General features: G+C 55.2%; 11 protein-coding genes. 2 read left to right on the forward strand and 9 right to left on the reverse strand.

The annotated features are described in order from the left end of the window. Positions 1–46 precede the first annotated feature (46 nt). On the forward strand, positions 47–481 hold the full coding sequence (locus tag ACZ51B_RS12560; protein ID WP_464293676.1) for a MarR family winged helix-turn-helix transcriptional regulator: 435 nt from the start codon (positions 47–49) through the stop codon (positions 479–481). Here ACZ51B_RS12560 and ACZ51B_RS12565 read toward each other — a convergent pair. The 4 genes from ACZ51B_RS12565 to ACZ51B_RS12580 form a co-directional block, all read right to left on the reverse strand. Next, positions 471–2927 (reverse strand): glycoside hydrolase family 3 C-terminal domain-containing protein, encoded by a 2457-nt coding sequence (locus ACZ51B_RS12565; RefSeq protein WP_464293677.1) that lies wholly within the window; start codon positions 2925–2927, stop codon positions 471–473. The two genes, ACZ51B_RS12560 and ACZ51B_RS12565, sit on opposite strands and share 11 nt — an antisense overlap. Positions 2928–3283: 356 nt before the next feature. Further along, positions 3284–4423: a cytochrome-c peroxidase gene (locus ACZ51B_RS12570; RefSeq protein ID WP_464293678.1), complete on the reverse strand. Its 1140-nt coding sequence runs from the start codon at positions 4421–4423 to the stop codon at positions 3284–3286. 149 nt (positions 4424–4572) lie between these two features. Further along, positions 4573–5274 (reverse strand): ribonuclease III, encoded by a 702-nt coding sequence (gene rnc / locus ACZ51B_RS12575; RefSeq protein WP_464293679.1) that lies wholly within the window; start codon positions 5272–5274, stop codon positions 4573–4575. A gap of 2 nt (positions 5275–5276) precedes the next feature. Continuing rightward, a complete protein-coding gene (locus ACZ51B_RS12580; protein ID WP_464293680.1) occupies positions 5277–6425 on the reverse strand; it encodes a pyridoxal phosphate-dependent aminotransferase in 1149 nt (382 codons plus the stop codon). Between the two features lie 74 nt (positions 6426–6499). Between ACZ51B_RS12580 and ACZ51B_RS12585 the strand changes: the two genes are divergently transcribed. Further along, complete coding sequence (locus tag ACZ51B_RS12585; RefSeq protein WP_464293681.1) at positions 6500–7519, forward strand: FecCD family ABC transporter permease; 1020 nt, start codon at positions 6500–6502, stop codon at positions 7517–7519. Here ACZ51B_RS12585 and ACZ51B_RS12590 read toward each other — a convergent pair. From ACZ51B_RS12590 to ACZ51B_RS12610, 5 genes are all read right to left on the reverse strand, one after another. After that, complete coding sequence (locus ACZ51B_RS12590; RefSeq protein ID WP_464293682.1) at positions 7516–8208, reverse strand: glycosyltransferase family 2 protein; 693 nt, start codon at positions 8206–8208, stop codon at positions 7516–7518. The genes ACZ51B_RS12585 and ACZ51B_RS12590 overlap by 4 nt on opposite strands. 25 nt (positions 8209–8233) lie before the next feature. Then, a complete protein-coding gene (locus ACZ51B_RS12595; RefSeq protein WP_464293683.1) occupies positions 8234–9307 on the reverse strand; it encodes a GNAT family N-acetyltransferase in 1074 nt (357 codons plus the stop codon). A 75-nt stretch (positions 9308–9382) separates the two neighbouring features. Beyond that, positions 9383–10507: a DegT/DnrJ/EryC1/StrS family aminotransferase gene (locus ACZ51B_RS12600; RefSeq protein WP_464293684.1), complete on the reverse strand. Its 1125-nt coding sequence runs from the start codon at positions 10505–10507 to the stop codon at positions 9383–9385. A 148-nt stretch (positions 10508–10655) separates the two neighbouring features. Next, positions 10656–11069 (reverse strand): Crp/Fnr family transcriptional regulator, encoded by a 414-nt coding sequence (locus ACZ51B_RS12605; protein ID WP_464293685.1) that lies wholly within the window; start codon positions 11067–11069, stop codon positions 10656–10658. An 84-nt stretch (positions 11070–11153) separates the two neighbouring features. Next, positions 11154–12446, reverse strand: coding sequence for a hypothetical protein (locus ACZ51B_RS12610; RefSeq protein WP_464293686.1), 1293 nt, complete (start codon positions 12444–12446; stop codon positions 11154–11156). Positions 12447–12458 lie beyond the last annotated feature (12 nt).

The raw sequence follows: 12458 nt of genomic DNA on the forward strand, positions 1-12458 counted from the left end.
TAGCGACAGCAATGATATGTCAACTGGAGAGTGCTAAGATGAGTCTGTGGCACAGGGATTATCTGCTATAGAACAACGGCGTTGGGAAGCTTGGAAAAACCTCAATGAGGAAGTTCGAGCGAAGGTAGCCCAAGAAGTGTTTGACGTGACTGGTCTTTCGGATCCCGATTTCAGCGTTTTGGCTGCTCTGATGGATAAAGGGAAAGGTCAGATGCGTCAGCAGGCACTGTGTAACGCTTTGCATTGGTCTAAAAGCCGCATGTCGCACCACCTCACCCGAATGGAGGAGCGAGACCTTGTGACCCGAAAGACGGGCGCTGAAGAGGGTGGCGTGCTGGTTGTTTGTACGGCTGTTGGCAAGCATCTCATTCAAGATGCGCGGCCGGCGCATGCACAAGCGGTCAAGAAGCACCTATTCGGGAAGTTAAACAAGGAAGAGCTTGCCCTTTTGGACAAGCTCTTCGAGCGTCTTAACGGTTAATCTTCTCGCTTAGTCGGATATCCCTGGAGGAGCTACCGAGTCGAATCTCGAAGTTGCCTTTGGGGGCAACCCAGTCGTGTTTCTCTGTGCTCCAGTAAGCAAACGCCCGGCTGTCTAGCTCAAACTTTACTGTTGAGCTAGCTCCTGGGGCCAACTTCACTTTTTGGAAGCCTTTCAGTTCCTGTGTTGGACGAGCAACCTCAGGCTTTTCGTCGTGCACGTAGAGCTGAACTACCTCTGCACCGGCTTTGGGGCCAGTGTTCGTGATTGTGGCTGTTACGACGACCTTTGAACCGCGCTGGCTGATCTTGATGTTCTTGTACTCAAAGCTCGTGTAGGAGAGGCCGTGTCCAAATGGGAAGTTGGGAGCTACGTTGTGGGTGTCGAAGTGGCGATAGCCTACGAAGATTCCCTCGTCGTATTTCAACACGTGACCGACGGGCGGATAGTTGCCGTTCTGGTGAGCAGGGATGTCCGCGAGTCTATTGGGGAAGGTGAGTGGGAGTTTGCCACTTGGGTTCACATCGCCGAATAGGACGTCGGCTGAGGCGTTTCCGATCTCTAGTCCTCCGTACCAGTCTTCGACAATTGCTGGGACCTCCGCGCCCCACCGGAACATCTCAACGGCGGAGCCGGTGCTCAGAACGACAATGGTCTTTGGGTTTGCCAAATGGACTGCTTCGATCAGCAGGTTTTGGAATCCGGGGAGGGACAAGTTTGGCTTGTCTCCGCCTTCGCTGTCATACGCGTGACCGGTGCCTACGTAGACGATGGCCACGTCGCTCTTCCTAGCAGCCTCAATCGCGGCCAACATCCCTTTGGGCATGCTCTGGGTGCGTGGCTCTTGCCAGACCAGCTTCATGTTCGCGTCGCCGCCACCCTGGTAGTACTCCACGACGATGGAAACGGGCTGGCCTGCGGTGAGGCGGATCTCGTTCATCTGGGTGGTTGTTGCATGATCTAACCACTGATCGGCCACGAGCTTGCCATCCACGTAGAGCCGCGAGCCGTCGTCGCTGGTGGTTCCGAGTCGATAGACGCCGGTTTTTGGCGGGGTGAGCTGGCCGGTCCAACGAACGGAGAAGTTGGTGTGACCGATTCCGTTGACAGGGCCACCCGTCCAATCGAAATCGACTGTTTTATCGACCTGTGTGACTACTGGAGTGCCTTCCAACTTCGTGTTGGAGAAGTACTCCGCTGTCAGACCTGGCTCGCCGGAGCCGGATGCCTTCAGATATGTGGAAGGGATCACGGTGCCTTCTTCGGTAGAGAGTGTGCAGCCTAGCTCGTAGTTGATCTTTACCGTGTTGCCCAGCTTCTTTTTTAGACCTTCCAGAGGAGTGATTTCGTACGGAGGTGTTACTTGAGAGCTTCCGCCGCCTTGGCAGTTCTTTGCGTTTGCCATGGGGCCGATTACGGCGATCGACTTGAGTTTGGTGCGGTCGAGGGGGAGTAGGTTGCCTTTGTTCTTCAAGAGAACGATCGACTCGCGGGCTGTTTCTAGAGCTAAAGCTTGATGCTCTTTGGTGTTGATCTTCTTCTTCTCGGCTTCTGTTGGTGCCTTGTAAGCGAGCATTGTGCGCAGGATGTTGCGGACCTTGGACTCTACGGCGGAGACGGGGACTTCGCCGCTCTTGACTGCAGCCAGGAGAGGGTCTCCTAGGAAGTTGCCTTCGTAGCCGGGCATTTCGAGATCCATACCTGCCAGAGCGGTGCGTTTCATTTCGTGAATCGCGCCCCAGTCCGACATGACATAGCCTTTGAAGCCCCAGTCTTTGCGAAGGATCTTATCTAGAAGCTCGGTGTTGGAGCCGCAATAGATGCCGTTCCATTTGTTGTAGGCGTTCATGACGGTCCAAGGCTGTGCTTCCTTGATGGCCATTTCGAAGGCGGGCAGATAGATCTCGCGTGCTGTTCGCTCGTCGACTTCTGCACTGACATCCATTCGGTCGTTTTCGATGCTATTAAAGGCGAAGTGCTTTAAGCTGGCGCCTACGCCTTTGCTTTGAATGCCTTTGATCCACTGAACGCCCAGCTTTCCGGCGAGGTAGGGATCTTCGCTGAGATACTCGAAGGAGCGGCCTCCGATGGGTGTCCGCACGATGTTGACCGCTGGTCCGAGGAGCACCGAGAGGTTTAGTGCCTTAGATTCCTCGCCCAAAGCTTCGCCTACTTTGTAGATCAGGTTGGGGTTCCAGGTGGACGCGAATGATACGCCTGTGGGGAAAGCTGTGGTTGGATCTGGACTTCGTCGCAGACCGTGGGGACCATCCGAAAATTCCCATGCTGGGATGCCTAGTCGGGGGATGGCCTTGGTGGCAAATGCTGATCCGCCGTGGCATAGTGACACTTTCTCTTCGAGGGTCATTTTTGAGAGAAGCGTTTCGACTCGCGAGTCAACCGAGTCTGTAGGCCGACTGATAGATAGAAGTAAGAGTGCAATCACCGGTGGTTCCTTATCTCTCTCGTCAGTGAGATGGAACGAAGTTTAGCACTTGCAAAACCGTGATAGTTTGTATATTTGAACCTATGAAGGCCGTTGAGGGGGAGATAACTATTTATTTACTTGTCGTGCTGGGTCTTCACTGGAAGTTGGTCTTCTTGGCTTGGGATGTTGTCCACCCTCACCCCGGCCCTCTTCCTCGGGGACGAAGCAGAGGGAGGTTGGAGCCGAACTCTCCTATCTCAACCGTTTGCTCTCGGGGACGAAGCAGAGGGAGTTTGGGAGGCTTTGTTAAGCAACCGGACTCTCCTATCCCAACCCTTTCCTCTCCGGGAGGAAAGGAAAGGGCTCGGAGGGGGTTAGTGGCCTTTGTAGCCGTCTGTTAGGGTTTTCATGAAGGCTACTAGGTCGGACGATTCTTGCGGGGTTAGTTTTAGGTCGCCTAGTTCTTCTGTGTTCATGGTTTGTGGTATCTCGGGTGGGGCGAAGCCTCCTAGGTCTCTGGCGTTATAGAAGGCTACGACTTCTTCCAAGGTTTTGAAGACGCCGTTGTGGAAGTAGGGGCCGGTGATGGCGATGTTTCGGAGGGTTGGGACTTTGAATCGGCCGGCGTCTTGTGGTCGGTTGGTGGTTGCTTCTAGGCCTGTGTCGATGAACCCTGCGCCTGCTGGGTTGAACTGGGCGGGGAGGTTGTAGAACGGGTTGTCGGTGTTCTTGGGTAGACCTATGTTGTCGTAGGTGAAGTCGGTAAACAGTGGTGGAGTTCCGTCTGCGCTGGGGGAACTTGGGTGGCATGCATTGCAGCCAGCTTTGCCGTTGAAGACGGCGAGTCCGCGTGCTTCTGCGTCACTGAGTACGGCTCTGCCTTTGAGGTAGGCGTCGTACTTGGAGCTGAAGGGGGAGACTTCTGGGGTCTTTTCGAATTCTGCGATCGCGTCGGCGATGGCGTTGTAGGCGGTTGTGGTGTCGTTGAAAATCTGGCTTCCGTAGATTCGCTTCATGAGCGGGGCGAAGGAGCCGTTTTTGACTTTGTTCACCACATCTGCTTGGGAAGCGTTGTTCATTTCGATGGGGTTTAGGAGAGGCTTCTTTGCTTGCTCAGCAAGATCTGCGGCTCGGCCATCCCAGAATTGGCCTCCTACGTAATCTCCTTCTGTGGCGTCGAAATGGAAGGCTGGTGCAAAAGCCATGTAGGCTACGGTAGGCGCCTGTCGGTTGCCGAAGAGGCCGTGGACTGCTCCTTCTGAGGTTGGCTGAACCTGGTTTGGATCGGTAAAGGCGTTAGACTGGGCGTGGCAGGTTGCGCAGGACTGTTTGCCGCTAGAGGAGAGGGACGTATCGAAGAAGAGAGAACGTCCAAGGGCGGCTTTCGTGAGTCCCTGGGTGCTGCTGCTAGAGCCTGATCCGGCGCAGCTGACGACTGCTGCGATAGCGCCGAGTGCCCCAATTCCAAGCGAAAATTTGCGACCAAGATTTCTGATGTTATGAGCGGTATTCATTGTGTGCAGATAAATAAATAGTAATAGATTTCGGTGTCTCTTGGGACCCAGATATCCGAGCGACATGAAGATGCAGTAGCTTGTTCACTACTGGCCGCCGCGTAGACGGATTATGGATACCAGAAAGTTCGACACATTGACATGTGTGGTTACATGTATGGGTCGTGGCTTTCTTCGCGGGGGCGGCGTGCTCTTTCGATGATGCTGATGGCATCCGAAGCGGCGGATTGCTCGGCTTCTTTTTTGGATCGGCCGGTGCCTTCTCCGATGACTTCGTCATCGAATGCGACTTGCACTACGAACCGCTTGTCGTGAGCTAGGCCGGTCTCTTTGAGGACTCGGTATTGAGGGGTTTTTCGCCAAAGCTGCTGGGCCATTTCTTGCAGTTTTGACTTGTAGTCGTCGGGGTTCACGTCTCCTGTGCTGATTCGCATGAGAGGTTTGTGAAGCTGTTCTAGGACGAACCATCGGGCTGTTTCGAGGCCTGATTCTAGGTAGATGCCACCAATGACGGCTTCTACCACGTCGGCTAGGATGGAGGGTCTTTTGCGGCCGCCGCTGGCGTCTTCGCTTGGGCTCAGCTGTATGAACTCATCGAGTCCTAGTTTGAGGGCGACTTCGGCGAGGGGGGCTTCCTGGACCACGCTGGACTTGGCTTTGGAGAGCTTGCCTTGGTCCCATTCGGGGTGATGTTCGTAGAGGTACTGCGCAATGATCAATCCCAAAACGGAGTCACCGAAAAACTCGAGTCTCTCGTAGCTTTCGGTGACTGTGTTCGAAGCTGCCGATGAGTGCCTCATCGCCAGCTTGAACACCTCTTCGCTTTTTAGTGGGATTGCCTTTGGGATCATTCCTATAACTTAGCAAGCGCTTCGGCAATGCGCGCGACGCCACGCTCGATGTCTGCGCGGCTTGCTGCATAGCTTAAGCGAATATGGCCTTCGCCTTCAAATACGGACCCTGGAACTGTAGCAACTTTTGCTTCTTCGAGTAAATAGGCGGCTAGTTCCAGATCGTTGGCTATTTTGCCACCGATGAATGCGCTGCAGTCTGGGAATGCATAAAATGCGCCTTTAGGCGTAGGCACTTTCATTCCTGGTATTCCTTCGAGAAGGCCGACGATGAGATCTCGGCGAGCTTCAAATTCGGCTCGCATGGTCTCGACGGCTTCGGCGGGAAGGTTGTAGGCAGCTACCGCGCCCTTCTGGACGAAGGAGGTTGGGTTGCTGGTTACTTGGTCTTGGAAGTTGCTGAGGGCCTTTGCCACGGGGAGAGGGCCTGCTAGGAAGCCGACTCGCCAGCCGGTCATGGAGTAGCTCTTGGAGCATCCGCCTACGGTGAGGGTTTGCTCTGCGATGTCGCTGCCCAAGGATGCGATGCTGACGTGCTTTTCGCCGCCGTAGATGAGCTGCTCGTAGATTTCGTCTGCGATGACCCAGAAGCCATGTCGGAGCGCGAGTGCTGCGATCTCTTTCATGGTCTCGCGTGGCAGGACTGCTCCCGTTGGGTTACTGGGGCTGTTGACCATGATCGCTTTTGTTTTGGGCGAGATGGCTGCTTTGAGCTGGTCGATGGTGGGTACGAAGCCAGACTCTGCGGTGGTCTTGACGACGACGGGGACGCCGTCTGCAAGCCGGACCTGTTCTGCGTAGGTCATCCAGTAGGGAGCGAGGAGGATGACTTCGTCGCCTGGATCGAGCAGGACTTGCATGGCGTTGTAGATGGAGTGCTTGGCACCGCAGCTGACGACGACTTGCTCGGGGGTGACGTTGACGTTGTTATCGCGGGCGAGTTTGGCTGCAATGGCTTTTTTGAGATCCGGTATTCCGGAACTCGGGGTGTATTTCGTAAATCCCTTGTTCAGTGCGTCGATCGCAGCCGCGCAGATCGGCTCGGGTGTGTTGAAATCGGGTTCTCCTGCTGCAAAGGAGACGACATCGATGCCTTCCGCTTTCATGGCGTTTGCTTTGGCAGTGATGCTCAAAGTGGGAGAAGGCTTCAATATGCTTGCGCGTTGAGATAGGGTTAGGGTGTTCACCTTACTTGGCAGTATATCCGCAGGGGCTATAATGGCCCGTGTCTCCGCGTCGTCCAGCCCGTATTTTCCTCGCACTTCTGCTGGCGATGTGCGTTTTTGTGGTGCTGCACGTGTGGATTGGCACGCACGCGAGTCTCTCCCCTTCCGTGATTCTGGGTGAGCTGTTTCGTGGTCCAAGCGATTCCGGGGACGCCACGAACACCATTGTGTGGCAGCTGCGGTTGCCAAGGGTGCTGCTCTGTCTTTTAGTCGGTGGGTTGTTGGGAGCGGTGGGGTCTTCTTTTCAGGCCCTGTTTCGCAATCCGCTGGCTGATCCTTACGTGGTGGGGGTTTCTGGGGGTGCGGCTGTTGGCGGAAGCATTGCGGTTCTGCTTGGTGTGGGCACAGCTCTGGGTGGGTTGTCGCTTTCGGCGTTTGGTTTTGTGGGCGGGATGATCAGTTTGGTCGTGGTGTACGGGCTATCTCGGCGGCATGGTGTGGTGGATATTCGCACCTTGTTGTTGGCTGGCGTGGTGACTGGATCCTTCACTTCCTCCATGCTGTCGGTTGTGTTGTTGTCTGCTCAGAAGGACACCACGGAGATCTTGCGGTGGCTGTTGGGTGACACCAGCAATGGGAGCTGGATGAAGATCGCTGTTTTGGCGGTGGTTCTGGCGATTGGGTTGGTGGTTTTGCTGCGGGAGTCGCGGCGATTGAATGCGTTGGCGATGGGCGGGGATGTGGCTCAGCGACTGGGCGTGAATGTTCCGGGTCTTACTCGGGTGATCCTTCTGACTGGGAGTGCGATGACTGCCGTTGCGGTGGGCACTGTGGGGATGATCGGGTTTCTTGGCCTGGTGGCTCCTCATTTAGCCCGGAAGATGGTGGGTGTTGATTGGCGGTGGTCGCTGATCGGTTCGACTTTGATCGGGGCGCTTCTGTTGGTGGTGGCGGACTCTATTGCCCAGCGCGGTTTGAGCTATCTGACCCACACACCCGGTATGGAAGTGCCTGTGGGCATTGTGACGAGTGTGATTGGAGCACCGGTTTTATTGGCGATGCTGAAGAAAGGTGGTTAGAGCCAGCGGTTGCGGGTTTTCGGTGGACGTCGCTTTTTGCGGGTACGGACCATGGCCTCGGTGATCTCTTTGTACATCTTGCCACGGGCTTGGATGCCTTTGACGAGACCCATTTTCTGTTCTTTGTGACTGTTGCTGACCCCTCTGAGGACGACTCTGAGGACTCTTGCCTTTCTGCGTTTGGCGGCTGAGTTGAGTGCTACTTCGACGCCCATTCTGAGTTCGTTGATGTAGGCGACTGACTCGAACAGTTCACGGCGCATGGCTCTTTGTCCGCTGAGATAGGGAGAGATGCGTTGGGCGGTGTCGCTCCACATTTTGCCGCCTCGGAAGATGCCGACGCACATCTCGCAGTCGTTGGTGAGGACTGGGAGGATGATCTGGTCGATGTGTTCAGGTCTGAGGCCGTTGAGATCTGCGTCTACAAAGGCAATGTAAGGCGCGCGTGTGGCTTTTACGCCTGCTGCCATGGCTCCACCTTTGCCGACGTTGGTGGTGAGGTCTATGACGGAAACTTTGGGGTGTTTTGCGGCTACAGCGGCGGTGTTGTCTGAGCTGCCATCGCTGACGACAATGAATTCCGTGGCGAGTTTAGAGCCTAGAACTGCTTTGAGTACGTTTGCGATCCGCGCCTCTTCGTTAAAGGCTGGAACGATGATCGCAACATGCGGCTTTTTTACCTCCCCCATAATTTCTCGTTCAGGCTACCTTTTCTTACAGGAGTCCTTTGCCCTCGAAGCGCGCTCGAATCTTGTTTTCGATCTGATTTCCCGCGACGTTCCAGGCAGCACCCATTTTCCCGGGAATGGCCCTCGAAGGGAATACTAATCGGAGATTTTTGTGCTCGTTCTGGGGTTTCCATCTTCGCTTGTAGGGTTCGTCTCCTCTCATGAAGTCGAACCTCTTTTGGCCACGCTCGATTGCTGCACGGATGGTGTGGGCCACTAGGAGTGTGCCTGGTGACACGGAGCCGTGAGCGGGGTCGAAGCCTGCCTGGTAGTAGTACGTCGTATCTCCCAGGGTCATTGCATAGATTGCGCCGATGGGTGAACCATCTAGGTTAAGAATTCCTAACTGAAGCCAGTTGTTGCGCACCGCTAGTTCGCACCACTCTCGGTGGAACTGGATGGCTTTACCGAGGAATGCGCCGGGGAGGTGGCGTTTTTTCCATCTCAGTTTGTGCTGTTCGAAGAGGATGTCTAGGCCGTTTTGAATGTTGTTAGATGTGACGTTTTCGACGTTTGCGCGGCCTTCTTTGAAGAGAGACTTGTCGAGTTTGCGGACGTCGTAGCGGAGGCTCTTGCCGAGTGTTTGGAGGTAGTCCTCGTAGGTGGCTGGGAGGTCTAGGACGAGGCATGTTGCCTGCTCTATTTCGCACCCTTCGGGGACGGCTGAGGTTAGCGGGCGTATGTCTCGGACTTGGTGGAGATCGATGAGGTCCGCTAGATTTGTGTCGTGGAGTTCTTCTACGAACTGCTTTGCGACGGAATCTTCGTAATCGGGTCGGGCCAATGGATGGAGGTAGTCGGACGGTCCGATGCCACTTGGTCGGAGTGTTCGCCAGGGTCCTAGCGCGCGGGTCATGGGCATGAGTCCCACGAGGTCTTCCCCTTCATAGAACGCGAAGGCGATGGGTTTGCGTTGGCGGCCGTAGAAGCGCTGCCAGGTGCTGTGCCACTCCCAGGTTTGGAATGGGGTAGCGGTGGGTGACTCTTGAACGAGTTGTTTCCAAGAGCTTTCTAGCTCCGCATAAAGGCCGGGGCCGGTGATGACGCGCGTCCTCAGCATCGCAAAAGTATAGTCAGGTTCCTGGTTGGATGCTCCCCTAGGATGAGAAAACTTAGACCTAGGGGAGCGGTTGCTTTAGACGTTGGCAGTTCGCTTCGACTCGGCGAACTGGGCTACGGTGTGGGCGACGTGTCGGACTTGCTCGTCGCTCAGATGTGGGTGAAGAGGCAGGTTTAGGATCTCTTCGGATACCTGTTCGGTTTGGGGTAGGTCGCCTTTAGACTTTCCATAGCCTGCGTAGGGTTTGTGGAAGTGGAGTGGCACTGGGTAGTAGATCATCGAGTCGATTCCCTGTTCCTTGAGGAAAGCTTGTAGCTCGGCTCGGTTAGGGGTTCGGATGCTGTACTGGTGCCAGGTGTTGTTATTGCCTTCTGCCGTGATTGGCAAGAGGATGTCGGTTCCCGAGAGAGTCTCAGCGTATATGGCGGCGAGTTCGGCTCGACGGGCGTTCCATGCGGCCAGTTTGGTGAGCTTCATGCGGAGGACTGCGGCTTGGACTTCGTCCATTCGGGAGGTGTAGCCTACGTAGTCGTAGTAGTATCGCTCGCGACCCATGCCGTGGATTCGGATCGACTTGCATCGGTCGGCGATTTCGTCGTCGTTACAGACGATCATGCCTGCGTCGCCTGCGGCGCCCAGGTTCTTGGTGACGTAGAAGCTGAAGCCAGCTGCGACGCCGAAGTTTCCGGCTGGGATGCCGTTTTGGGTGCAGCCGATGGCTTGGGCTGCGTCTTCCAGCACGACGAGATTATTCTTTTTCGCGATGTCTCCGATGGCCTTCATATCTGCCATTTGGCCGAAGAGGTGGATCGGCATGATGGCTTTGGTGTTGGGGGTGATGGCTTCCTCGATCTTGGAGGGGTCCATCATGAAGGTTCTTGGGTCGATGTCTACGAAGACGGGTTTGGCGCCTGTTTGAACGATGGTTTCTGTGCTGGCCACGAAGGTGAAGGCTGTGGTGATGACCTCATCGCCTCGTCCGATCTCGTTGGCGTCCATCATGATGCGGAGTGCATCGGTGCCTGAGTTGAGCGCGATTCCGTGTTTGCAGTTGTGGAGTTCGGCGACTTCGGTTTCGAGTGTGTTGTGGTGTTTACCAATGATGTAGGAGCCACTGGAGATGACTTCGTGCACTACCTGATCGATCTGTGGGGCTAGCTCGTCGTACTGAGCTTTGATGTCGTAGAAGGGGACTCTCATTCGATAACACCGAGGATATGTCCTCAATTGTGGCGCATTAAGGAAGTCTTAAGGTTTGGTTCCGGTCTATTGACGCGAAACTGCGCTGTGATTTGCACCAGAGAATTCTACGGGTTGGCCTCTGTGGTGATCACAGAGGCTACGCGTTTTAGACGCCTGTGATGGAGAGTGCGTCGATGAGGCGGGAGGTTCGGCGGAGCTTTTCGCAGAGGACCAAGCTTAGATTCCACATCATCTGGACCATGATGTCTGGGCGCTCGGTGCGGATTTTGTTGATCATCTCGTGGGAGAAGACCGCGCAGCTGGATGGGCCTACGCTGATGACGGATGCTGAGCGGGGTTTGCCATCGAGGAAGGACATTTCGCCGATGAGGCTGCCCGATTCGATGAGGTTTACGTCTTGATCGAAGCTGCCTTTGACCTGACCCTGGCCGCTGATGAGCAGGTAGAGGGAGTGGGTTGCATCGGCAGACTCCACGATGTTCTCACCATCTTGGAACACGCAAATCTGGGCGTTTTGGGCAAGCACTTCGAGTTGTTCAGGTGTTAAACCTGTTGCCAACTGCGTTCCGGCCAGCTCATTAATTGAAATACACCTTTCACTCATTTCAGACATCAGAATTTAGAATACTCTTACCGACGCTGACTATTGCTGAGTTCGTTCAACTTGTAGGTCTGGCCTCGTGAAAGTATCGTCCGTGTCGCCGGCGTTGTCGGTTAGATCCTCGCCGACGCTGTATACGCGGAAGTCGGTGTTGTCTGCGTGATATCCGAAGCTGTGGCCTGTGTAGGGGTCTTCTGTTAGTTCCTTGGTGAAGCCGTGGAGGTCTAGTGGGGCCGAGCCTTGTGTTTTGATGGTTCGGAGGATTTCTGCGTCGAGGATGAAGAGTTTTGTGCGCGCTCGAAAGTCATCCATCATGGCTAGGAGCGGCTTGCCGATGCCGAAGAAGTGTTTGTCGAACCGTTTCCATGGGTCGGACGATTTCTTCTTTTCATCCCATAGTGGTTTGCGATCGGCGTAGGACATTTGAGAAAGCTTTAGGATTTTTTGGACTTCGTCTTTTCCGTCTTGTGCGAGGCCGTCGAAATAGGCGAGTTTTTCTGAGGATCTTTTGGAGTGGAGGTCTTTCAGATACTGAACGGGGTCTTTGGCGTCCTGTCCGAGGGCTTTTTCGATGAGTGTGTAGTCCTCTTTTTGGAAAGCATCTTGGACGGCTTGGACGCTGACCATCATGTCCAGCTCGCCATTTTTGATGCAGTTCTCTATGGGCGGTCGGTTTACATAGACTTGTTTGATGCCTTGAGATAGCTTGCTTAGCTGTGCTGCGCTGAGTTTGGGTGAGAATTTCACGAGCGCGCGGCGGGCATCTGCAGCGATGACGGAGCCGAGCATGGCGTCGGTGGGGCTGCCGCCGGTGAGGTCGAAGCCGAGTTTGGTGGCGAGGATGGTGTCTCGGATGGCTTCGTCAAATTGGCCTTGTTCGCAGTACGCGTCAATTCTCCAGCGGAGGCAGCGGCCCAGCATCCGCCATTCGGAGCGGTAGGGGAGGGCTTTGCCGAACTTGGCGGGGGTGTATTTGAAGTCGCATACTTTGCCCATGGCTCTCTGGAGGACTTTGAGAGCGGGTTCGGCGGCCTTGCGGCATGCGAGTTTTTGGGGGCCGGTGAAGGTGGTGCGTGTGAGGAGGACGTCAGCGTCGGTGCTGGCAGATTTCTTCTCTTGGGCGGCGAATGCTGCGTCTAGGGCCTTGGATGCCTGGATGTAGACATCGTACGCGTTTGAGCCGCTTTCTGAAGGCGTGTAGGGAGGTGGCTCTGTTGCGTAGGTCTTGTAAGCGACCTTCTCTTCGCCTCGGCAACCTAGACAAAACGCTAAAAGCACGGCTGGAGCCGATAGGAATCGACAAAATCGACTTTGTATGTTTTGCTTACCATCCATGGCATTCTCAGG

This window comes from Fimbriimonas sp. LA-C6, assembly GCF_055398105.1.

Bases quoted from the DNA above. Each gene is read 5' to 3' on its own strand.
- ACZ51B_RS12570 (WP_464293678.1), bottom strand. From the start codon at position 4,423: ATGAATACCGCTCATAACATCAGAAATCTTGGTCGCAAATTTTCGCTT.
- rnc (WP_464293679.1), bottom strand. From the start codon at position 5,274: ATGATCCCAAAGGCAATCCCACTAAAAAGCGAAGAGGTGTTCAAGCTG.
- ACZ51B_RS12590 (WP_464293682.1), bottom strand. From the start codon at position 8,208: ATGGGGGAGGTAAAAAAGCCGCATGTTGCGATCATCGTTCCAGCCTTT.
- ACZ51B_RS12595 (WP_464293683.1), bottom strand. From the start codon at position 9,307: ATGCTGAGGACGCGCGTCATCACCGGCCCCGGCCTTTATGCGGAGCTA.
- ACZ51B_RS12600 (WP_464293684.1), bottom strand. From the start codon at position 10,507: ATGAGAGTCCCCTTCTACGACATCAAAGCTCAGTACGACGAGCTAGCC.
- ACZ51B_RS12610 (WP_464293686.1), bottom strand. From the start codon at position 12,446: ATGGATGGTAAGCAAAACATACAAAGTCGATTTTGTCGATTCCTATCG.